The sequence below is a fragment of the Emticicia sp. TH156 genome (assembly GCF_002855535.1).
Lineage (GTDB): Bacteria > Bacteroidota > Bacteroidia > Cytophagales > Spirosomataceae > Emticicia > Emticicia fluvialis.
The window spans coordinates 501181-522748 of record NZ_PKRS01000003.1; the positions used below are offsets into that span (position 1 = coordinate 501181).

22 protein-coding genes and 2 tRNA genes are annotated in these 21568 nt (G+C 41.0%); 15 read left to right on the plus strand and 9 right to left on the minus strand.

All coding sequences use genetic code 11. From position 1 onward, the window contains the following. Positions 1 to 81: 81 nt before the first annotated feature. The 4 genes from C0V77_RS08505 to C0V77_RS08520 are packed head-to-tail and all read right to left on the minus strand — an operon-like array spanning position 82 to position 3977. Complete coding sequence (locus C0V77_RS08505; protein WP_101725908.1) at positions 82 to 975, minus strand: PorP/SprF family type IX secretion system membrane protein; 894 nt, start codon at positions 973 to 975, stop codon at positions 82 to 84. Positions 976 to 1025: 50 nt separating this feature from the next. Continuing rightward, positions 1026 to 1946 carry a ribokinase gene (gene rbsK / locus C0V77_RS08510; protein WP_101725909.1) on the minus strand — a complete coding sequence of 307 codons (921 nt, stop codon included), beginning with the start codon at positions 1944 to 1946 and terminating at the stop codon, positions 1026 to 1028. A 20-nt stretch (positions 1947 to 1966) separates the two neighbouring features. Next, a complete protein-coding gene (locus C0V77_RS08515) occupies positions 1967 to 2962 on the minus strand; it encodes a GRP family sugar transporter (RefSeq protein WP_101725910.1) in 996 nt (331 codons plus the stop codon). Positions 2963 to 2993: 31 nt separating this feature from the next. Next, positions 2994 to 3977, minus strand: a complete 984-nt coding sequence (locus C0V77_RS08520; RefSeq protein ID WP_101725911.1) for a nucleoside hydrolase — start codon at positions 3975 to 3977, stop codon at positions 2994 to 2996. A 184-nt stretch (positions 3978 to 4161) separates the two neighbouring features. Here C0V77_RS08520 and C0V77_RS08525 point away from each other — a divergent pair, with 184 nt between their 5' ends. The 7 genes from C0V77_RS08525 (at position 4162) to C0V77_RS23300 (ending at position 11438) form a co-directional block, all read left to right on the plus strand. Beyond that, positions 4162 to 5538 (plus strand): glycoside hydrolase family 30 beta sandwich domain-containing protein, encoded by a 1377-nt coding sequence (locus tag C0V77_RS08525; protein ID WP_101725912.1) that lies wholly within the window; start codon positions 4162 to 4164, stop codon positions 5536 to 5538. Positions 5539 to 5644: 106 nt separating this feature from the next. After that, entirely contained in the window at positions 5645 to 5863 is a 219-nt protein-coding gene (locus C0V77_RS23285) for a hypothetical protein (protein WP_216824412.1), read from the plus strand. 330 nt (positions 5864 to 6193) lie between these two features. After that, positions 6194 to 6781, plus strand: a complete 588-nt coding sequence (locus C0V77_RS23290) for an IS3 family transposase (RefSeq protein ID WP_216824413.1) — start codon at positions 6194 to 6196, stop codon at positions 6779 to 6781. A gap of 1012 nt (positions 6782 to 7793) precedes the next feature. After that, positions 7794 to 10034, plus strand: coding sequence for an LruC domain-containing protein (locus C0V77_RS08535; RefSeq protein WP_101725913.1), 2241 nt, complete (start codon positions 7794 to 7796; stop codon positions 10032 to 10034). Between the two features lie 314 nt (positions 10035 to 10348). Further along, positions 10349 to 10579: a hypothetical protein gene (locus tag C0V77_RS23295; RefSeq protein ID WP_216824414.1), complete on the plus strand. Its 231-nt coding sequence runs from the start codon at positions 10349 to 10351 to the stop codon at positions 10577 to 10579. 94 nt (positions 10580 to 10673) lie between these two features. Next, positions 10674 to 11051, plus strand: coding sequence for a DDE-type integrase/transposase/recombinase (locus C0V77_RS23575; RefSeq protein WP_409012786.1), 378 nt, complete (start codon positions 10674 to 10676; stop codon positions 11049 to 11051). A gap of 120 nt (positions 11052 to 11171) precedes the next feature. After that, positions 11172 to 11438 (plus strand): integrase core domain-containing protein, encoded by a 267-nt coding sequence (locus C0V77_RS23300; protein ID WP_216824415.1) that lies wholly within the window; start codon positions 11172 to 11174, stop codon positions 11436 to 11438. A 60-nt stretch (positions 11439 to 11498) separates the two neighbouring features. On the opposite strand, the gene miaA is transcribed toward C0V77_RS23300, so the two are convergent. Both miaA and C0V77_RS08550 read right to left on the minus strand, forming a co-directional pair. Continuing rightward, on the minus strand, positions 11499 to 12440 hold the full coding sequence (gene miaA / locus C0V77_RS08545) for a tRNA (adenosine(37)-N6)-dimethylallyltransferase MiaA (protein ID WP_101725914.1): 942 nt from the start codon (positions 12438 to 12440) through the stop codon (positions 11499 to 11501). Further along, positions 12433 to 13317, minus strand: coding sequence for a hypothetical protein (locus C0V77_RS08550; protein ID WP_101725915.1), 885 nt, complete (start codon positions 13315 to 13317; stop codon positions 12433 to 12435). The genes miaA and C0V77_RS08550 overlap by 8 nt, the downstream gene beginning before the upstream one ends. Positions 13318 to 13419: 102 nt before the next feature. On the opposite strand from C0V77_RS08550, the gene C0V77_RS08555 reads away from it, so the two are divergent. Beyond that, complete coding sequence (locus C0V77_RS08555) at positions 13420 to 14115, plus strand: hypothetical protein (RefSeq protein ID WP_101725916.1); 696 nt, start codon at positions 13420 to 13422, stop codon at positions 14113 to 14115. A 182-nt stretch (positions 14116 to 14297) separates the two neighbouring features. After that, positions 14298 to 14705, plus strand: coding sequence for a MaoC family dehydratase (locus tag C0V77_RS08560; protein WP_101725958.1), 408 nt, complete (start codon positions 14298 to 14300; stop codon positions 14703 to 14705). Between the two features lie 62 nt (positions 14706 to 14767). Here C0V77_RS08560 and C0V77_RS08565 read toward each other — a convergent pair whose 3' ends face one another. Together C0V77_RS08565 and C0V77_RS08570 are read right to left on the minus strand one after the other, a co-directional pair. Beyond that, positions 14768 to 14944, minus strand: coding sequence for a histone H1 (locus C0V77_RS08565; protein WP_101725917.1), 177 nt, complete (start codon positions 14942 to 14944; stop codon positions 14768 to 14770). A 236-nt stretch (positions 14945 to 15180) separates the two neighbouring features. Beyond that, complete coding sequence (locus C0V77_RS08570) at positions 15181 to 16443, minus strand: pyridoxal phosphate-dependent aminotransferase family protein (protein WP_101725918.1); 1263 nt, start codon at positions 16441 to 16443, stop codon at positions 15181 to 15183. A 264-nt stretch (positions 16444 to 16707) separates the two neighbouring features. Between C0V77_RS08570 and C0V77_RS08575 the strand changes: the two genes are divergently transcribed. The 6 genes from C0V77_RS08575 to C0V77_RS08600 all read left to right on the plus strand — a co-directional run bounded on the left by C0V77_RS08575 (position 16708) and on the right by C0V77_RS08600 (position 20847). After that, positions 16708 to 18216, plus strand: coding sequence for an acetyl/propionyl/methylcrotonyl-CoA carboxylase subunit alpha (locus tag C0V77_RS08575; protein WP_101725919.1), 1509 nt, complete (start codon positions 16708 to 16710; stop codon positions 18214 to 18216). 313 nt (positions 18217 to 18529) lie between these two features. After that, on the plus strand, positions 18530 to 18811 hold the full coding sequence (locus tag C0V77_RS08580) for a hypothetical protein (RefSeq protein WP_101725920.1): 282 nt from the start codon (positions 18530 to 18532) through the stop codon (positions 18809 to 18811). Between the two features lie 243 nt (positions 18812 to 19054). Beyond that, positions 19055 to 19142: transfer RNA gene (locus C0V77_RS08585), tRNA-Ser, on the plus strand. Positions 19143 to 19233: 91 nt separating this feature from the next. Continuing rightward, a tRNA-Pro gene (locus tag C0V77_RS08590) sits at positions 19234 to 19307 on the plus strand. A 204-nt stretch (positions 19308 to 19511) separates the two neighbouring features. Further along, positions 19512 to 19868, plus strand: a complete 357-nt coding sequence (locus tag C0V77_RS08595; RefSeq protein ID WP_173830531.1) for a transposase — start codon at positions 19512 to 19514, stop codon at positions 19866 to 19868. Positions 19869 to 19878: 10 nt separating this feature from the next. Further along, on the plus strand, positions 19879 to 20847 hold the full coding sequence (locus C0V77_RS08600; protein ID WP_255408961.1) for a transposase: 969 nt from the start codon (positions 19879 to 19881) through the stop codon (positions 20845 to 20847). On the opposite strand, the gene C0V77_RS23050 is transcribed toward C0V77_RS08600, so the two are convergent. Beyond that, positions 20776 to 21568: zinc ribbon domain-containing protein (locus C0V77_RS23050; RefSeq protein ID WP_216824416.1), on the minus strand; the 793-nt coding region annotated here is incomplete at its 5' end. The genes C0V77_RS08600 and C0V77_RS23050 overlap by 72 nt on opposite strands.

The window sequence follows — 21568 nt, forward strand, 5'->3', positions numbered from 1 at the left end:
AGTTCCTGACTTTCAGTGTTTCAACGGCTCAGCAAAGCCCATGAAATAAACAAAAATCCCTCCGGAAAGAGGGATTTCATGTTAATAGTATTTCATGCGACTGGAGCTGCCGTATTCGCCCAAAAACTCATAACGGATATATAGCTGAAAAATACCTCTCTGCTGGAAAATCTCCTGCGATGCCGAACCTGAATACGCCAGCGGTCTAAAATCATAAGACCCTCCAAGCCGGAAACTCTCACCCAGTTGAAATTCTGCCATTGGTATTATTTTATTTACCTTTCTACCCATGTGTGTTTCTGCTCTGTATAATAGGCCCAGACCTATCTGCTCGTTCATCCATACCTTCGCTGTCAGAAAAACACCTGGCTTTTCACCTTTGCTGGTTTCCAGCGTACCGCTAATGTTAAGCATTACATTTTCTGGTTCTCCTACCGACGCCCCAATCATGGTATAAACCGGTTGTTTGCTGTTATACAGGCCATCGCTTATCAGTAAAACAGGTTTAGAAAGGCCTACAAAAAACTGTTGGGTAGAAAGCATACCTCCTAAACCCAGATACGGGAACATTTGTTTGACACCTGTGCCGGATAATATAACGGGCTGATAGATGAATCCGGCATTGGCGCCTACAGAAACCGTAAGCCCGTTTCTGAACTGCTCGCGATAGGCATAAGACAACTTGGCGCCGGCGTTATCAAAACCACTTACATTACTGTTATACGCCTGCAAACCAAGGCCCCCTTTGCCTTTTTGTATAACGCCATCCATAGAAAAAAGCTGGTAAACCTGTTGAGGGCGCAGCGTACCATTAAACTGGTTACCAAACATACCATTGAGGCTGAAAGTCTCCCGGGCTCCCGTCATGGCAGGGTTTAAAGCAAGAAAATTAAACTGAAACTGCTCTTCAAGTATAGATTGCGCCCTAACCATAGTAGCCATGGGTAAGAGCATTAAAAAGAGGTATTTTCTCATGAATTGCCTTTTGGTCAATTAATTGTCAAAACAACAAAAATAAACGCAATTTAGAAATAGAAATTAGAAGAAGATGAAATTTCGTGCAGATAAGGCGCCGAAGCCTGCGCGCCCATGCGCGTTACTGAAAGCGATGCGGCCTTGCAGGCCAGCTCAACGGCAGACCGCCAGTCTTTTTTATAAGCCAGTGCAACAGCCAGTGTGCCATTAAAAACATCGCCTGCGGCGGTGGTGTCTATGGCTTCAACCATTGGCGCGTCCATAAAAAACGATAGGTATTCGTTTCTGAAATACGCCCCCCTCTCGCCCAAAGTAATAATTACATTTCGTACGCCCTTATCAAGCAATACCTGTGCGGCTTCTTCAATAGCGGCATCATCAGTTACCTCAATGCCAGTCAGTATGCCTGCCTCTGTTTCATTGGGAGTTATCAGATATAGTAACGGATAAAGCTCTTGCGGCAGTTGCTGTGCCGGAGCAGGGTTAAGAATTACCTTACTTTCGGTTTTAACCCCTAGTTGAGCAGCAAAAAATACAGTTGTTAGTGGTGTCTCCAGTTGCATCAGTACCACTTCGGCTCCTTCAATTTCTGATTCTGCCTTCAGAATATCTTCTGCCGACAACGTATCATTAGAGCCGGGCGCCACCACAATATTATTTTCTCCGGCTTCATTCACAATAATTAAAGCTGTACCCGAGGCTTTTTCGGCATCAGTAATGATATAGTCTGTATTGATTTTTTCATTCCTGAAACCCTCAATGGCCTGCTTGCCGAAAATGTCGTCTCCTACTTTGGCAATAAACACCACGTCTCCTCCCATGCGGGCAGCTGCCACAGCCTGGTTCGCTCCTTTCCCACCGGCAAACATAAAAAATGTGCCTCCCAATATCGTTTCCCCGGGTTTGGGGAAACGGCTCGTTTTCACCACCATATCGGTGTTCGAACTGCCTATCACTACTATTTTTGACATATCTAAAAATTTTGTGGATTTTACCTTGCTGCTATTATCAAGCCCAACCCCGTTAAGTAAAGCAGCAGCATTACATTCAGTATAGTTGATGTACCCCGGGGTGCATTTCTGAACTCTTTCCAGATAAAAATACCCCAGATGGCTGCCACAACCGTAGCCCCCTGCCCTAATCCGTATGAAATGGCTGTTCCCGCTTTATCAGACGCTATAATGCTAAAGGCCATACCCATACACCAGATTACCCCACCCAACACACCCGTCAGGTGATTTTTCATGCTCCCTCCAAAATAATCGGCGTAGCTAACGGTTGTTCCCACAAAAGGCTTCCACATCAGCAATGAATTAAACAAAATATTGCTTAAGAGGATGCCTACCGAAAAAAAGAACACAGCAGTGTATGGGCTTAGCTTTCCGGCTTCTGGTACTTCAAAGTTCTGAAACATGGCCTGCGCCACATATTTGTAGAAATAGCCCATCAGCACTCCTGCCACTACCGAGAGAATCAATCCTTTGGAAGAAACACCCTTTGCCTGCCCAACTGCCCGCCTGTAAGCATAGGCATTAATCAATATGGCAGCAGCTATAAGCCCTACACCAAGAAAAATAAGTAATGAATTACCGACCGGGTTATCCAGGTAGTTCACAATCACGCCAATCACCAGCGCCAGACCAATACCAACCGGAAAAGCCACTGCCATACCTGCAATAGATATAGCCGCCCCCAAAAGAATATTAGCTGCGTTGAATACCACCCCGCCCAGCATGGCCGAGCTTACATTGTTGGCATCAGCCTGTTGAACATCAGCAATAAAGCTTCGCCCCTCGCTGCCGTTGCTGCCCAGTGTAAATGCCAGAAAAGTAGCCAGCAGTACGATACCAGTTACGTAGTCCCAATAAAACAATTCAAAACGCCAGGTAGCTGCCGCCAGTTTTTGGGTATTGGCCCATGAACCCCAGCACAACATGGTAATAATACAGAAGAGAACGGCAAGCGGATATGTTTCTATGATAAACATTTGGCCGGATGATTAGAGGTGAAATGATTGACTATCTCTTTTTAGGCTGGTGCATCATGTAATCTTCAATGATAGTTGCTACTTCTGCAGGGGGCATTTTCTCGGTCAGATACATCAGTTTCTCACCGGGTATCAGCACATTTGTGCCATCCTCCTTAATCTCCAGATTCAAATTTCTGTAAGAGAAATAGAGTTCAATATCTTTAATGGCTACCAGAACGGCGGTCTGGTCCCAGCTGTTACGCCCTATTGTGTTTTTATCTTTAGTTAATGCCACCTGATAGGCATCTTTTACGGGGCTGTTCTGGATATCCTCATTGTTTATCAGTCGAATACCTGTTCTTATTTTGTCGCCAATCTCAAAACCACTGAGCAGCATTGGTGTATTCCATTCTGAAAATACCTTTTGCGATGCGCTGGCATCAATATGCACATTAAATTCACGGAAACGCTGGTTTTTATCCAGCCCGGCAGCCATTGAAACCAACCACTTTACTTTTTTCTTAATCAGATCTTTTCCTGAGAGTTTAGAAAATTCATCGGGTTGAGAGTCAAGCAAATCGGCCAGATTGGTAAAAAAGCCAACCGTTATAATAGTTACAGACTGGTCTGGTTGTTTTGCCAGAATCTTACGGTATAGTTTCACGGCCTCTGTGGCTTCGGCATTTGACTTTAGTTTATGCGGATATTTATCAACTATAAACTCTGCCCATTTTTGCGAGCAGTTCATATTGGGTTTTTCTCTTTTGGTGATGCCGATTGGTATATCAGGGCGACCGAAATAGGTATTCAGTACGCTGATGGCAGGTGCGGTGGTTTCAAAGGCATTGCATGAAATAGTGGCCAGAATCTTCGCTTCCCCTGCATCAGCCAGGGCATGCAGCAGGGCCATCGCGCCTACGTCGTCATAATCAGGTGCAATATCGGTATCAAAAATAACTGAAACTGGCTTACTTTTCTGAGTAGAAAGACACAGGCTTAGCATGCAAAGTACGATGGCAAGAAACTTTGGCATTGATATAATGAGGTTAAAGGCTGAACTTGTTCTCAAAAATATAAAATAAAAGTAGAAACTGAAACAGAAACGGCTGATAATAAATGCTCACAGGGTCATTTAAAAATTGAATCTAATCAAGTAAACAATGGGTTTATTTTATATTTCTATCTAACTTGCCTGCCGAAAACCTCATTCCCAAACTATGAAATACCTTCTTTTACCAGCTTTAATTTTTGCGGTTTCATTTACTTATGCACAACGGGTTGACGTATGGCTCACCAATGCCGATAAATCTGCCCTGTTTCAGAAACAGGCTCAGGCCTTACAGTTTATGGATGATAAAACTGACGGCCCCACCATTTTTGTAGATGATACAAAGAAATTCCAGACCATGGATGGCTTTGGCTTTACGCTTACAGGGGGTAGTGCCACATTGATTAATAAACTGGGCGAAACCGAAAAGGCCTCTTTACTGAAAGAGCTATTTGCTACCAATGGTAACAATATAGGCATCAGTTACCTGCGTATCAGCATCGGCGCATCTGATTTAAGCGACCATGTGTTTACTTATAACGACCTGCCTGCCGGAGAAACCGATGTAAATATCGATAAATTCAGTCTGGCTGAAGAGCAAAAAGACCTTATTCCTGTTTTGAAGCAAATACTGAAAATTAATCCGACAATTAAGATACTGGGTTCACCCTGGACTCCCCCGGTTTGGATGAAAACCAACGGCAACTCAAAAGGAGGCAGTCTGAAACCCGAATACTACCAGGCTTATGCCAGATACCTTACCCGTTACATACAGGCCATGCAAAAAGAAGGCATCAGAATTGATGCTATAACCATTCAAAACGAACCTTTGCACCCCGGCAACAATCCAAGTGTATTGATGCTGCCAGATGAACAGGCCACTTTTATCAAAAAAAATCTGGGTCCGACGTTTAAAACCAGTGGTATTAAAACCAAAATTATACTGTATGACCATAATGCCGACCGCCCGGATTACCCCATCAGTATTCTGAACGACCCCGAAGCACGTAAATATATTGATGGCTCGGCGTTCCACCTGTACGGCGGCGCAATTGAAGCCCTGAAAGATGTTCATGAAGCACATCCTGACAAAAGCCTGTACTTTACCGAACAATGGATTGGTGCCCCGGGCAATTTTGCGGGAGACCTGAAATGGCATATAAAAAACCTGATTATTGGCGCACCCAGAAACTGGTGCAGGAATGTACTGGAATGGAATCTGGCTGCCGACCCGAAACAAAACCCGCACACAGATGGCGGATGCACCGAGTGCCTGGGTGCCTTAACAATTGGCAAGTCTATCATCAGAAACCCGGCTTATTATATTGTGGCACATGCCTCTAAATTTGTGCGCCCGGGTTCAGTGCGGGTAGCTTCAAACATTACTTTGTCTCTGGCCAATGTGGCCTTTAAAACCTCAGGAGGCAAAACTGTACTGATTGTACTGAATGAATCTGACAAGCCGCAATTCTTCACAATTTCTTTTAAAGGCAAAACGCTAAGCCAGACCCTTAATGGTGGGTCTGTGGCGACTTATGTCTGGTGAAGAGTAATAAAACCTCTTCACCAGAGTCTGTCCAAAAAGGGGCAGCTTCTATTTTTAGTTTACTGTCACGTCCTGAAATAGCGATACACTTAAAAAAGTATCGAAAATGGAAAGTCAAAACAATTATGTGAAGCGTACCCAGAAAGATTATACGCTAAGCTTTAAGATTCAAGTTGTTAAAGAGATTGAATCTGGTCTACTTAATGCTACAGAGTCCAGTAAGAAATATGTGATTCAAGGAGAAAGTAAAGTTAGGAAATGGTTGCAGAAATATGGTAAATTGATGGGGCTACCTAAGCTGGGAGAATCAAACTTTATTGAATAGGCCAAAATCACCCAAACAAAAAATACTTGAACTGGAAGCCAAAGTCCGATTACTTGAAAAGCAGAAAGCACAGTTATAGCAACGAAGCTACATAGCTGACCAAAAGGCTGTTATCTTCGACATGATGATTGATATTGCTGAAAAGGAATATAGCACTGATATCAGAAAAAACTTATCACCCGAACAATCAACAGCTTCAGCGAGAAACAATAAGAAAGTATAAGTTTTAGTTGTGGGGTGTTCGGGAAAAATAGACAAGATTATTATAGAAGTATAAGGCGAACACAAAAGCGAAAAAGTATTGCCTAACAAGTTGTTGAGCTTATAAATATGGAAAGCCAGAAATTGCCACGCCTTGGAACAAGAAAGTTATATGTGTTACTATCTGAGCAGCTTGAAAAGTTAAAAGTTGGCAGGGACAAGTTTTTTGATATTCTAAGAGCTAATCATTTGCTAATTAAACCCAAACGTAGTTATCACATAACAACCTGGTCTCATCATCGTTTCAGGAAACACTCCAATCTGATAAAAGAAATGGCTATTATAGAGCCTGAGCAGGTATGGGTATCTGATATTACTTATATTGGTAAAAGAGAAAAACCATGTTATTTAAGCCTGATAACATATGCTTATTCGAAGAAAATAGTGGGGTATGAACTAGCTAATTTTTTAAGTGCAGAGGGCTGTTTGAATGCGTTAAAAATGGCACAGAAGAACAGAATTCATAAAAACAAATGTCTTATACATCACTCCGACAGAGGTGTTCAGTACTGTTATGACGAGTATCAACATCTTCTTTCTAAGTACAAAATCAGATGCAGTATGACTCAGGATTCTGACCCTTATGAGAATGCTGTTGCAGAAAGAATAAATGGTATCCTAAGACAGGAATTTATGATAGATAATTATCATCTGTAGTTGGCATTAATGAAAAAACTTGTATCAGAGTCTATAAAAATCTATAATGAACATAGACCTCATTTATCTAATCATATGCTTATACCTAATAAAATGCACCTACAGAATAAAATAAAAATGAAAACTCCTAAAACAAAAAGCAGTAGCAATCCCTTGATTACTACTGCTAAAAAAGTGTACCTTTAGTATTAATAATCCTGTATCACTTTTTCAGGACTAGTCATGAATCAATATAAAATATTCTTAAGATGCCTTCAGGTAGTAGTAATGATAGTAAAGTTGTATCCAAGTCAGTATCCTTTTGCAAAGTAACCCATTTTTTACCTACTGCCCAACTTTTCAGATTGACCCAGAGTAAGTAAACTAATTAACCGTCTGCCCAGTTTTTTATTCCAACGACCTTTGAAGTAGTTCCTGGGTCTTTTTTTGTTACCAACTGAAAACTGTACAGCGCAGTTAATACCGCCTGTTCTGGCCCAAAGATGCCCAATTCGCACCTACGATGGTACTATATTTATACTTTTGAAAGTTAGCGTCCACCTGGCTTTTATTCTGAAGTTTTTAGTAGCAGTTCTAAGTTTTTTTTTGCGTTGATTACCGTTTTGTGCATGATTAATCTTTCGCTCTCTCGTCGGTATCAAGATATCCATTGAATTGCCTGCATTCTGAGCGTAATAATCCAGCATATTGATGATTATTATTCTTATTTGATAACGGCTATTTTTTGTCTTGCTTTGATTAGGATTCAGACCACTGCATAATTGGCTGCCCTAAATGAACCAATATCCCCTTTTTTTCTTCCAATCGTCGAAAAACAACATTTATTTATTAATATTTTTAACATTTTTGTCTTGTTATTTATGAATAGAAAATCTTTTAAAAAGATGCTGACGGACTTTTTCCACAATCATTTTTCTGCTTGATGTTATTTGTAAATATTTTGTATTTAATCAGGAATTTTTATTTAATTAAATTATATTGTCTCTGACTTTATTTTTGAACCTTAGCTAAAATGTACAAGCGCAAAAATTTTCGTTTCCTTCTGTTAGGTTTAACAGGCATCATGCTGGGCGCTACCAGCTGCTCTAAATTAGAGTTTACTCCAACCGACACAACTCCTGCTGCTGCAAAGTTGTTTCCTTCTGGAAGTGTTATTCCGTCTGATTTTAAATGGTCATCGGTTAGAACTCTTGATGTTCGTGTCGTTATTAACGACAAATACAATGGTCAGTACTTCTACAAAGTTGAATTATTTGATAATGACCCAAAACTTGGAACTGCTGCCAATTTATTAGGGGCCGGGCAAGCAAAAAAAGGCCAGGACTTTGTTGATAAAGTTACTGTTCCTGTTGGCTTGCAATATGTGTACCTTAGAGAGACCTCTCCTGTGGGTATAGCTTCAGTTTCAATGGTATCAATTAAAGATGTTAATTCTGTAACAGTTTCAAAGTCAGGCGATACTGGTAGTTTTAGAGCCAGCGCTCTTCGTGGCGAATCTGCCAACTCAATGGCTGGTGTTGCTGCTGCTTACAGTATTGCAGATAACGCGCCTGTGGTTGTGCCTAATACAGCTATTGCCATAAGTGGGAAATCGAATATTACCGTTGAGTCAAATAAAGCCTATGTTGTAAAGGCTTCTGAGAATTTTATCGGTGAAATTAACGCAAATAATGGTACAAGCGGTGTGAAAATATATATTCAGGGTACCTGGAAGAACCGTAACTTTACATTAAACCTGGGTGGCAATAATGCAATTATTGTAACTTCTGGTGGTACACTTGACTTAGTGAATGTTATTCAGAACACCGGTGGCGCTTTTGCTAACTACGGAACAGCGATTTTTGAAACCCTGAATACCTCAAATGAGACGCTTTACACCAATTATGGTACATTGAATGCCAAAAGCGCTACATTTGCTAACGGTAGTTTTACTAACTACGGAACAGCCTCTATTGATAACCTGACCAGCACGACGGGTTCTACCAAGATACGTAATGAAGGAACATTACAGGTAAAAGATGCTTCGCTTACCAATGCAACTTTAGAAAATGTATGCCATACAACAATTGACAACCTGACTACTACTAATGCAACCATTAATGTAGCAGAAAAGTCTTTGCTTGGTATCAAGAAATTGGTTGCCGGCGGTACTAAAATCAACCTTGCCTCATCTGCAATTCTTGATGTTTGGGTATCGGCTAACTTCACAAGTAACAAAAATTACATGATTGGAACCGGAACTGAAAGTGCAGTAGCAAGAATGAAAAAGGTAGACGTAAATAATCAGTGGGAAGCCATAACGTATTCAGGTAACCTTGAGATTGCATGTTCTGATCATACCCCTAACGGCCAATGGAGTACCTACTATATCGTTTCAAGACCAGCAGCTTTGGTGGCTTATGAAAAATCAACTGTTAAAATTGCCTCAACTAACTGTAATGCAGGTGGCAATAATGATAGCGGCTCAGGAACTACGCCTACCGACCAAACCATCACAGAAGTTAATCTGGGAACCTACTCCTATTCTTTTGAAGATAACTGGCCTGAAACAGGAGACTACGATTTGAATGACTTTGTGGTAGACATGAATGTCTCGAAGTTCCAGAATTCGTCAAACAAAACGGTTAAAGTAGCATTGAAAGCTAAATTACGTTCAGTAGGTGCCACCAAACGTATGTCAGGTGCCATTCAGTTAGACGGCATAGCTTCTGGTAATGTGAAATCAGTTACCTATTCACGTCAGGATTTAGTAGGTAATAATTTAAAACTTGCATCGAACGGAGTTGAATCTGGTCAGACGAATGCAGTAGTAACAATAGTTGATGACGCTCACAAAGCCTTTGGCGTAGCAGACACCCGATTGATATCTACCCAAAACGGTAATTATAGCCCATTAGATTTAACTGTTACAATAGAGTTTAACACACCGGTAGAAAACTTCACCTACAATGCGCTTAACGTCTTTGTGGTTCTAACAAGCGAAACCAGCGCCAGTGGCAGAAGTGAAGTACACCTGGTAGGTTTTAAGGCAACCGATAAAATAAGTAAGTCTATCTATGAGGGTGCAAAAGGCAAATTATTATCGTTGACAGACCCATATAAATCTATTAACAACGAACCATGGGGATTAGCCTTACCGGTATCGTTTGTGAGCCCTCCGGAGTCAAAAAACATCAAAGATGTGTATCCTAAGTTTCAGGAATGGGCACTTAGCGGAGGATTAAAAAACACAGACTGGTATTTGTCTCGCTAGGAGTTTAAGCAGATGTTATATAAGAAAAGCTCTTCTCTATCTGATAGGGAAGAGCTTTTTATTTAAATCATGGCCCGTCCTGAAATAGCGTTACAATAAAAGTATCAAAAATGGAAGTTCAAAACAGTTATGTCAAACGTACCCAAAAAGACTATCCATTATCTTTTAAGTTACAGATAGTTCAGGAAATTGAGCGGGGTAAAATTACAGCTACTGAGGCTACCAAACAATATGGCATACAATGTAGAAAGAGGGTTATAAATTGGCTTTGAAAATATGATAACTTTGATTGGGAGAATCAAACGCCAACAAATATGCCAAAGACACCTGAACAACATATTGTGGAGCTTGAAGCCAAAGTGAAACTTTTGGAAAAGCACAAAGTTCAGCTTGAGAATCAGAATCATATTTCTGATTCTAAGGCCATTATTTTCGATATGATGATAGACCTTGCCGAAAAGGAATATAATATTGATATCCGAAAAAACTTACCCCCCGGACAATCCAGTCCTTTAGTGAAAAAGGCAGGAAAGCATAAGCTTTAGCTGTGGTTTGTTCGGGATAAACAGGCAGGTTTATTAGCGGAGCATTAAGCGCACCAAGCTCAGGAGAACCTTGGCAGAACAGGTTGTGTCACTTGTGAGGGAGCAGCGTATAATCCAGCCCAGGCTTGGTACACGAAAACTGTATTACATACTTAATAATAAGCTTAGCGCGTTAAAAGTAGACAGGGATAAGTTCTTCAATATCCTAAGAGCGAATCATTTATTGATAAAGCCAAAAAGGAGTTATCATGCTACTACATGGTCACACCATCGCTTTAGGAAGCATCCTAACCTGATAAAAGAACTTGATATTACTAAACCGGAGAAGGTGTGGGTATCTGACATTACATACATCGGCAAACGTGATAAGCCTTGTTATTTAAACTTAATAACAGATGCCTATTCTAAAAAGATAATAGGATATGATGTGTCTGACTCCCTAAGTACACAAGGCTGTATTAATGCTTTATAAATGGCTCATAGGACCAGGATGTTTAAGGCTGATGAATTGATAAACCACTCAGACAGGGGGATACAATATTGTTCGGATGAATATCAATACTTATTAAAGAAGTACAGCCTAAAGTGTAGCATGACCCAAAACTCAGATCCTTATGAAAATGCAGTGGCAGAAAGGATAAACGGAATATTAAAACAGGAATTTATGGTTTATACTTACCATCTTGAATTATCATTAATGAAAAAGCTGGTAGCGGAAATTATAAACCAGTACAATCAAATCAGGCCACACTGGTCTAATTATATGCTAACTCCTAATCTGATGCACCTGCAAAACAGTATCAAAATGAAAACTTATAAACCAAAAAACAGAAGCAACCCGAAGGCTACTTCTGTCTAAAAAAGTGTATTTTTACTATTATTAATCCTGTATCGTTATTTTAGGACTAGTCAAACCTTTTTAGACAGCCGCTTTAAATCCAGCAAGCCTCATCATCTCCTCAGTAAGATTCACCAGACTATCCATTCCATCCAACCAATAAATAGCTAATCCTTTTTTTTCCATGCTTCTGAAGAAGGTCATCTGTCGCTTGGCAAACTGGTGTATGGCTACTTCCAGTTTTTTTACCATTTCATCATATTCCGTATAACCTAGCAGATATTCCGTAATATACTTATATTCAAGCCCGTAAAATACCAGTTTCTCCGGGTTTATACCCGCATTCAGTAAGCCATGCACTTCTTCTATCATTCCTGTGGCAAGCCTGCTATATAATCGCCGTGTGATTCTTTCCCGGCGTATCTCGGTCGGTATCTGTATCCCGAAAATAATTGCATCAGATATACTTTCATTATCTTTCTTTACGGCATTATTGCTACTGTTGAATTTTGCCACCTCAAAAGCCCTGATTAGTCTTTTTTTAGTAGAAACTTCGGCATCAGGGTAAAACGCTTGGTAATCTTGCTTAAAAAGGCACAATAGATCTTCATGGCTTTGGGCTTCCAGTTCTTTTCTCCATTCTTCATTAACAGGTACCTGCGTGTGCTGATAGTTTTTTAAAACTGCCTCTATATACATACCTGTTCCACCGCAAAGAATGGGCACTTTGCCCCTTGCAGTAATCTCCTGATATGCCTGTACGCAATCTTTTTGGAATCTTGCTACGTGGTAATCGTTACCGGCCTCAACTATATCTAGCAGATGATACGGAATTACCTTTCCGGAGCTATGCGTATAATCTTCATAGTCTTTGCCAGTACCTATGTTCATTCCTTTGTACACTTGTCGGCTATCGGCACTGATAATTTCACCATCAATCTTTACAGCCAGCTCAACTGCAAGCCGGGTTTTGCCAGATGCCGTTGGTCCCAATAGCACTATCAGTCTTGGTTTATCACTCATTTACCGGTTGTTTTAATTTTAGTAAATATTTCCAGCTTCCGGCGTTCCAGACTTTCCGGTTATTGTTTCCAACCGTGGGGTTCCATCGTCTGTTCAGGTTTTGATCCAACTCAAAGGCTTTGGGCGGTAATAATTGCAACCTTTCAAAGCCCAGTTTTTCATAACTGGCACCGACTGACCAATCAGCATCTGCGTATGTCATAATATCATCAGGCTTTTGTTCTTTTATAAATGTCTGCAGAAGTTTATCAAAACCACCTACTACCGTAAACCCATTCAGATTGGCAAAGCGTATCAGCTCAAAACTACGGTAAGAGACGCCCTCTCTCACAAAAGTTCTGGCTGTGCTGAACGAGGCAACCGCAACCAGGATTTCTTCAGCTGTATCATAATTTTTTAGGAGTATGCGGCTAAACATATTCTTCTCGGTATTAATTACCCTAAAGTAACGTTTGGGTAAAAACAGGCCATATTTAAACTTGGCTGAGGTAGAAATCTGCAGGTGGTGCTCGTTCAGGAAACCGTCAAGTGTTGCTTTATCAATGCGCCTGCTCAGGCACAACCGTGCCGGAATAGTAGCCGATTGGCTCAGAATAGACAACAACCTTGATTGTATGACAACTTTGCGGGTAAGCCAGAGGTCTTCCCAAAGATGCACAATTTTAATGCCCGATTCACCAAATTGCACGGTCAGGTTTTTAAAGAAATCCCCATCCTTTGCCTGCCGTTCTAAATCAATACAATGAATAACGGTTTGTTTATCTGAAAGGTACAAAAACGTAAACGGCGAAAAAGGGAATGCATCAGGATTAATCAGCAACTTTGCAGAACTGTTTTGTTGAATAAAGACGGCTATTTCGGTACTGAATGATTCCAAAATTATTTAATTTTTAAGTGCTGCTTCAATTTTTAATACCTGTTATACGTTTAAAGAACAAAATAGCTAAAAAACTTCCGGAAATAATAAATCTGTTTTCTAATGAAGACCCTGCGTTTTTTTGCCTCGATGCTGGCAATTGCATCCATATCCTTTATGGCTTTCGGGCAATCAACACGTACCTATCTATTACAGGAGGCTGATGATTACTTTAAATCAGGTCGTTATTGGGATGCCTTTTTTCTGTACCGCGAGTGCGCCAAATTACCTGAATTTCAGTCGGAAAGCAAAGTAACAGACCAGATTAGCTATTCGTCGCGGGCGCTTTTTCTTACCAGGAAATTTCAGGACTTTGCAGCCATACGGAGGTATGAACCTGCCAAAAGTAATCTGATTGAACTGATTAACCTAAACCCCAATGACCCGAACCGCGGGCAGTTGCCCAGAATTACACTGGCACAAGGCGCTGAGTTGCACCGCCTGGCGTGGCGGCAGCCGACACCACAGGCCACGGCAGATATGCTGAAAAGAGCTATTGCCTATTATCACCAGGCCATTAGAGAGGGATTAATTGATGCGTCAATTGCCACTTCTATCAAACAAGCCGAAGCTTCAATTAAAGATACTGGTGTAAAAGATGCTGAAGCGGCAATTAATGCAGACCCTTTACTTAAAACAAATACAACCCCTGCACAGAATACGGCTCCGGTTGCCAGCCCAAGAAAAGCCGGAACCGCCCCTCCGGAAGTAATTATTCTGCCAGGCACACAAAATACGTCTCAACCCAAAAAGAACTGAAAGTATAGTTAATAGCAAAAACAGGCAGGCAAATAATAGATACGGCCTGCCTTTTTTAGTTTTGCAGGCATTAAATATGCGTTTGGTTTTTATCTGCTCATTGTCTTTGGTTAATTTTTGATGGCCATCAGCAAGTAATTGGTATATTTGTGCTTTTAATTTCTTACAAAAAAATCAGTATTATGCCATTAGAAATCGGAGATACCTACAAACACGAATTTCGTTTTTCGCAGGATGACGTCATTAAATTTGCAGAAGTAACCGGCGATAAAAACCCCTTGCACCTGGACGCCGACTATGCAGCCAAAACACGCTTCAAACGCCCCATTATTCATGGCCATTTAAGCAGTAGTGTTTTTACAAGGGTATTGGGTATGGAGTTCCCGGGCGAAGGTTCAGTGTATATGAAACAGGAAACGGAGTATTTGTTTCCGATGTTTGTAGATACCGACTACGAGGTAATTTTTACGGTAATGACAGTTGACAAAGAAAAGCATATTGCCGAAATAGCCGGAGAGGTATTTATTAAAGGAACATCTCGCCGAACCATCAGAGGGCTGGCTACGCTAATGCATACCGAAAAAATATAAAAAGGTAAGCTCATGACTGAGCTCACCTTCTTCTTTAATCTTTTTCACAATAAATGTGGTTTTCATTGGGCATTTTTTATTGATTGTACTTCGGCCCTTGTGGCTTTCGCCCAGGCAGCCAATTGCGCCATACCGGCTCTTACTCTTGTGCCGGCAGCTTTATTGCCTTTGTCGTAAAATTTGTCAAAATCCCCTTGCAGAGAAGCAACTAGGTCACTAAGTTCTTTGTACTTATTCATGGTAATTGTAACAGATTTGGTTAAAAAATAGAATTACTTACTCAAACTATGAATTATTAGCACTTGCAAGTTAGAGATATTGATAAATATTACAAATTTTTCTAAAGAAAATACTATAAAAAACAGCATATTTTTGTACCACAAAGTAAAAAAGTCAGGTTATAGCCTGACTTTTTTACTTTCTATATTAAAATACGCTTATAAAAACCTTTTTTATTGCCCTTTCTGCCTGTTTATCAGGCTACTGTAAGTGATGCATATTCACCGGCTTTAAGCTTGGCCTGCACTTTTTCAAAGCACTCCATGGTATATTCAACATCCTCAAGTGTATGAGATGAAGTAGGAATAATACGAAGCATAATTACCCCTTTAGGAACCACCGGATAAATGATAACAGAACAGAAAATGCCCATGTTTTCTCTCAGGTCACGTATCAGATTGGTAACGGTAGGTAAATCATAATTACCATGCAGGAAAACCGGGGTAACTGGCGACGAGGTATCACCAATATCAAAACCACGTTTACGGAAACCATCCTGAAGTGCATTAACAATTGTCCAGAGGTTTTCTTTGTATTCAGGGTGTTTTTTTATAAGCTCAAGCCGTTTCATACCCCCCAGAACATAAGGCATAGGTAATGCCTTGGCATAAGTTTGCGAGCGCATATTGTATTTCAGAAACATAACCACATCCGGGTCGGCAGCAATAAACGCTCCTATAGCCGCCATTGACTTGGCAAACGTACAGAAGTGCAGGTCTACTTCATCCTGAACGCCAAAATGCTCGGGTACTCCTGCTCCGGTGGCACCCATTGTTCCGAAACCATGCGCGTCGTCAACCAATAAACGGAAGCTGTATTTTTTCTTCAGTTCAACAATTTTATCAAGACTGCCCACTTTACCAGACATCCCGAAAACCCCTTCAGTTATCACCAGAACGCCACCGCCTCTTTCATCAGCCAATTTGGTAGCCCTTATCAGGTTTTTTTCAAGGCTCTCCATATCATTGTGCACATATTTGTAATATTCGCCACCTTTGGCTTTGTGCAGGCGTATACCGTCTATCAGGCAGGCGTGGCTTTCGGCATCATACACAATCACGTCCCGGCGGTCTACAATACACTCAATAACCGACATAACCCCCTGATAACCATAGTTAAGCAAAAATGAGTCTTTTTTACCTACAAAGGCCGCCAGCTCTTTCTCAAACGCCTCGTGCAGTTCGGTGTTTCCGGTCATCATACGCGCTCCCATCGGGTACGCCAGACCATATTTTTCTGCTGCCTCAGTATCGGCTTTACGTACTTCCGGATGATTGGCCAAACCCAGATAATTGTTTAGCGACCAGTTCAGAACGCGTTTGCCGTTAAACTCCATATAGGGTCCCAGTTCGCCGGTTAGCCTTGGAAATGAATAATAGTGGTGAGAATTAAGCAGTTTTGCCTGTGTGCCGATATGACCTAAATCGCTAATTGTTTTGTCAAAAATATCTTTTGCCATTATGTTAAGTATGTATGAAGGAACGTAACATTGCGTTGCCTGATTGAATTAACAATAAAATGATGAAGAAGTCTCCATTTTTTAACAAAAGTATCATTTTTTAGAATTGATAACAAACCCATTACAGAGGCTCCGGTTTTTTTTATGGAAATATCCAAGATTTTTGCTCTAAATTTCAAAAACAAACAGAATTTTACTGTTAATTAGTAGCAAAAAACAGGCTGCCCAGCAACAAATGCTGGCAAAGCTGCCATTAAATTGACTATGCCAGACATCAGAAAAATTCTTGTAGCCAACAGAGGTGAAATAGCGCTACGTGTTATGCGTACCGCACGGGAAATGGGTATCAGAACGGTTGCCGTTTTTTCAGAAGCAGACAGAAACGCCCCTCATGTTAAATATGCCGACGAGGCCGTATGTATCGGCCCTCCGCCCTCTAAAGAATCATACCTGCTCGGTGAAAAAATCATTGCAGTGGCTCATGAGACAGGTGCCGATGCCATTCATCCGGGTTACGGTTTCTTATCAGAAAACGCCGGGTTTTCAAAAGCAGTAAAAGAGGCGGGCTTAATTTTTATCGGCCCATCGGCAGAGTCTATTGAAATCATGGGCGATAAGCTCTCCTCCAAACATGCCGTTGCCAGCTATAACATTCCCATGGTGCCAGGCACCCCTGATGCCATTACAGACCGCGATGCCGCCAAAGCCAAAGCCGCCGAAATTGGGTATCCGGTTCTGATAAAGGCCAGCGCAGGTGGCGGTGGCAAGGGCATGCGTGTAGTAGAAAGCGAAATAGATTTTGATGAACAAATGGACCGCGCCGTTGGAGAAGCCATATCGGCTTTTGGTAATGGCTCATGCTTTATTGAAAAATACATAACCAAGCCCAAGCATATTGAAATACAGGTATTGGGAGACCAGCACGGTAACGTAGTTTATTTGTTTGAGCGTGAATGCTCCATTCAGCGCCGCCATCAGAAAGTGATAGAAGAGGCGCCATCGGCAGTGCTTACCCCGGCCATCAGAGAAGCAATGGGTATATGCGCGGTTAACGTAGCTAAAGCCTGTAATTATTATGGAGCAGGTACGGTTGAATTTATTGTAGATGAAAATCTGAATTTTTATTTTCTGGAAATGAATACCCGTCTGCAGGTGGAGCATCCGGTTACAGAATTGATTACAGGTGTTGACCTTGTGAAAGAAATGATTCATGTGGCGGAAGGCAAACCGCTGAGTTTCCGTCAGGAAGACTTACAGATAAAAGGTCATTCGATAGAGGTGCGGGTCTGCGCTGAAGACCCTGCAAATAATTTTCTACCTAATGTGGGCACTCTACAGACTTACGTTCGTCCGCAAGGGAATGGTGTCCGGGTTGATGACGGCATAGAAGAAGGCATGGAAATTCCTATCTATTATGACCCCATGATAGCCAAGCTTATTACCTATGGAAACGACCGCACCGAGGCCATTGAAAAGATGATACGGGCCATAGACGAATACAAGATTACAGGAGTTGCTACTACCTTGCCATTTTGCAAATTTGCCTTACAACACGAAGCATTTATGAGTGGTCAATTCGATACCCGATTTGTTAGCCTCTACTTCACGCCAGAAGTACTTCAACAACCAGCCGACAAAACAGAACTGGAAATTGTTGCAGCCCTGGCTGCCGAATTACTAAAGAACAAAGGCAAACTTAAATCGCAGAATAACCCGGTGGTGTCTGTTGATAATACAAGCCCCTGGCGCCAGAACCGAGCTAAATTAAGGTAAAAAAAAATACAAAAAACTCACTTGGCTTTTGCTGTCTTTAACACGCATGACCACCGCTGCCCAGTAGCTTAAACTGGCAAGCAAAAGCTCGCTGCCGAATCCATTTACCAATGATAAGGGAGAATACTTTGTACTGAAAAACGACAAAAAAACCAGGCCTGGTTCCTATAAAAAATGGGTGAATGGCAATATTTCACTTGAAGGCTTTTACAAAAATGACAAGATGGATAGCAACTGGACTACCTTTGGTTCATTGGGCAATATAGTTTCTGCCTGAAATTATGTTAATGATGTCAAGGAAGGTATATGGAAGTTGTATGATAGAGATGGGCTGGAACAGGAGTATGACTACAGCTCCAACACATTAGTGTCTTTCAGACCTGAACCTAAACCAACTGCTTCTGCCATTATAAACGGTACAGACACTACCTGGAGCGCGGTAAGCCGCCCACCGTCGACAATTGGTGCCAGCTATGCCCTTTATGAAACTATTGCCATAAATTTGAGGTCTTCTTTAACAGCTCGCAAAAGAACGCAGCCGGCAAAGTATAGCTTAACTTTACCATTGACAAAACCGGATACACCGCTGGCCTAAAGTACTTAAGAACAGTAATAAAGACCTGGACAATGAGGCATTAAGAGTAGTAAAATTGCCCTACCAATGGATACCTGAGCTGAAAGACCACATATCTGCTAAAGTAGTTCATGTTATTCCTGTAACCTTTCAAAATGCAGATATAATAAACCCCTGAATATTTTATCAAAAAAAATACAAAAAATGTCATTGCGTTTTGTTAAAACAAAATGACCCTGTATATTTGCAATCCCAAACGGGAAAGGAGAGGTGCCTGAGTGGCCGAAAGGAGCAGTTTGCTAAACTGTCGTACGTCTAAAGCGTACCGCGGGTTCGAATCCCGCCCTCTCCGCGAGAATGTGTAGAAATATTTTAAATTTAATTTTTGTTTTATTAATAAAATTTTCTACCTTTGCACTCTCAATTTTTTTAGATACCGCCCTCGGGGTGTAGCGTAGCCCGGTATCGCGTCTGCTTTGGGAGCAGAAGGTCGTCAGTTCGAATCTGGCCACCCCGACTTTACAGGACAAATCAAATTTATTTTTGATTTGTCCTTTTTTTGTTTCCACCTAAATCACTGTTTATCAGGTAAATAAGACTGACAGCTTCATTTATTCTACTAGTTCGAAGTGCATTATTTTCAAAATGCAATTTTTCAGGGTCAATCTGAAAAGTTGGGGAGTAGGTAAAAAAGGAGTTACTTTGCGAAAAAGAAATTGACTTGGATACAACACTACTATCATTACTACTACCAGAAGGCATTTTAGAATACTTTGAATTAACTAATGTGATAAAGAAAGAGGAATCCTACTATCTGTTTTTATCAGAGAAGAATCTACCACCCGCTGAATATCAATCTGACCAACTACACTCAAAGGGTTTCTTTGACGAAGAAACTGTCCGTGATTTTCCTCTTCGTGGTAAAGCGTGTTATCTGAAAATCAAGCGTAGGAAATGGCTGAATCATACCACAGGGAAGACAGTCTATAGAAATTGGGAAATGGTAGCAGATGGCACTCGAATGACAAAGGAATCCGCCATTTTTTTATCGGAACGCCGACCGAAAGGACTTGGTTGATAAGATACCCATCAGCTGTAAGACTTTAGGAGAACTTTATGGATTAGATGGCAAACGATTCCAGGAGCAATATGTAAGTCATTTAAGTGGTTACAAGAATTGGTCACAAGTTTCACATGCAGAAGACTGGTTATTGTTTACTGAGAATATTGGTGAATATCTATCCATTGATGAGACGAGCTTATCACAAGGAGAACTTTACACGATTCTGACAAACAAAGCAGCTAAAGGAAGTAAAGGCACTTTGGTAGCCATGATAAAAGGCACTGAAAGTGAGAAAATCATAGAAGTATTACGTCAGATACCTGAATCTTTAAGGAAGAAGGTAAAAGAAGTGACTTTAGATTTAGCTCCTACAATGGAGAAAATAGCCAGAAGAGCATTCCCTAAAGCCAAACTTGTAGCGGATAGGTTTCATGTTCAACAGCTAGCCTGTGATGCAGTACAAGAGATTAGAATCCAACACAGGTGGCAGGCTATGGAAGAAGAAAACAGGCAAATGCAGTCAGCTAAAGAACAAAAAACACCATTTACGCCTCAGGTGTTAGAGAATGGGGATACACTCAAACAGCTACTCGCCCGGAGTAGATATTTACTTTACAAAAAGCAGCATAACTGGTCTGAATCACAAACACACAGAGCTCAAATCTTATTCAGATTATATCCTGACATTGCAGAAGCTTATGGATTGAGTAGAGGATTATCTGACATTTTTACCCATTCCAAAGAAAGGATTGTAGCATTCAAAAAGCTGGCACTATGGTATAATCAGATTGAAAAGGCAAGTTTCGATTCATTCAATACAATTGCCCGAACGATTCAGAATCATTATGAGAAAATCCTCAACTTCTTCGATAGAAGAAGTACTAATGCATCAGCAGAATCGTTCAACGCGAAAGTTAAAGCACTAAGAAACCAGTTCAGAGGGGTAAGAAATATTACTTTCTTCCTCTTTAGACTCGCCAAGATTTATGCGTAGTCCCCAACTTTTTCGCTTGAGCCATTTTTCAGGAAACATCGAACTAATAACTTGTCGTTTTTTGTCTATATCTGCAGTTTCGTAGATATAATCCAGCTTTAAAAGATTGTCAATCCCCTTACCAAGCAGGTCTTTAATATTTATACCATTGTGTGAAAGTCCGCTGAGTTTGGCTTCCAACTTTTCAACTTTACTGCTGTAATCGGACTTCATTACTCTAAAATCTTCCGGCTCAATCTGTTTAGAGGATAATAAGTCTCGGGCATACGATAATTTATCTTCCAGATCTTTAATCTGTTTCAGCAGTTGCCCCTTATCATCTAATAAATGGGCAGTTTGGTTATGCCAGGCTTCCTGCAATACAATCTTATATAGCTCGGCCATTTCAGGACGTGGGATATACTTTTTCAGTTCGTAAACAAACTGCTGGTTAATTGCATCAGCCCTGTGTCTGAATTTGCAGCCCGCAAAACAATGATAATACGAATAACGCTTGGTAAGACCCTTAGATGCACTTCCGGTCAGTATTTTACCACATTTTGGGCAAATCAAGAATCCTCTAAGGGGCAAAGTCGAATTGGAAACTACCTTTAGCCTGTATTGGTTTCGTTTCCTACCATCTAGTACGTCCTGCACCTGATAAAATAAATCTTCCTGTATTAATGGCTGATGCAAGCCTTTGACGAAGCGGCTTTCATCATCCTTGTATTTGGGGATAAAT

Bases quoted from the DNA above. Each gene is read 5' to 3' on its own strand.
- C0V77_RS08525 (WP_101725912.1), top strand. From the start codon at position 4,162: ATGAAATACCTTCTTTTACCAGCTTTAATTTTTGCGGTTTCATTTACT.
- C0V77_RS08575 (WP_101725919.1), top strand. From the start codon at position 16,708: ATGCCAGACATCAGAAAAATTCTTGTAGCCAACAGAGGTGAAATAGCG.
- miaA (WP_101725914.1), bottom strand. From the start codon at position 12,440: ATGAGTGATAAACCAAGACTGATAGTGCTATTGGGACCAACGGCATCT.
- C0V77_RS08505 (WP_101725908.1), bottom strand. From the start codon at position 975: ATGAGAAAATACCTCTTTTTAATGCTCTTACCCATGGCTACTATGGTT.
- C0V77_RS08570 (WP_101725918.1), bottom strand. From the start codon at position 16,443: ATGGCAAAAGATATTTTTGACAAAACAATTAGCGATTTAGGTCATATC.
- C0V77_RS08565 (WP_101725917.1), bottom strand. From the start codon at position 14,944: ATGAATAAGTACAAAGAACTTAGTGACCTAGTTGCTTCTCTGCAAGGG.
- C0V77_RS08520 (WP_101725911.1), bottom strand. From the start codon at position 3,977: ATGCCAAAGTTTCTTGCCATCGTACTTTGCATGCTAAGCCTGTGTCTT.
- rbsK (WP_101725909.1), bottom strand. From the start codon at position 1,946: ATGTCAAAAATAGTAGTGATAGGCAGTTCGAACACCGATATGGTGGTG.
- C0V77_RS23290 (WP_216824413.1), top strand. From the start codon at position 6,194: ATGGAAAGCCAGAAATTGCCACGCCTTGGAACAAGAAAGTTATATGTG.
- C0V77_RS08535 (WP_101725913.1), top strand. From the start codon at position 7,794: ATGTACAAGCGCAAAAATTTTCGTTTCCTTCTGTTAGGTTTAACAGGC.
- C0V77_RS08555 (WP_101725916.1), top strand. From the start codon at position 13,420: ATGAAGACCCTGCGTTTTTTTGCCTCGATGCTGGCAATTGCATCCATA.
- C0V77_RS08515 (WP_101725910.1), bottom strand. From the start codon at position 2,962: ATGTTTATCATAGAAACATATCCGCTTGCCGTTCTCTTCTGTATTATT.
- C0V77_RS08560 (WP_101725958.1), top strand. From the start codon at position 14,298: ATGCCATTAGAAATCGGAGATACCTACAAACACGAATTTCGTTTTTCG.
- C0V77_RS23300 (WP_216824415.1), top strand. From the start codon at position 11,172: ATGACCCAAAACTCAGATCCTTATGAAAATGCAGTGGCAGAAAGGATA.
- C0V77_RS23295 (WP_216824414.1), top strand. From the start codon at position 10,349: ATGCCAAAGACACCTGAACAACATATTGTGGAGCTTGAAGCCAAAGTG.
- C0V77_RS23285 (WP_216824412.1), top strand. From the start codon at position 5,645: ATGGAAAGTCAAAACAATTATGTGAAGCGTACCCAGAAAGATTATACG.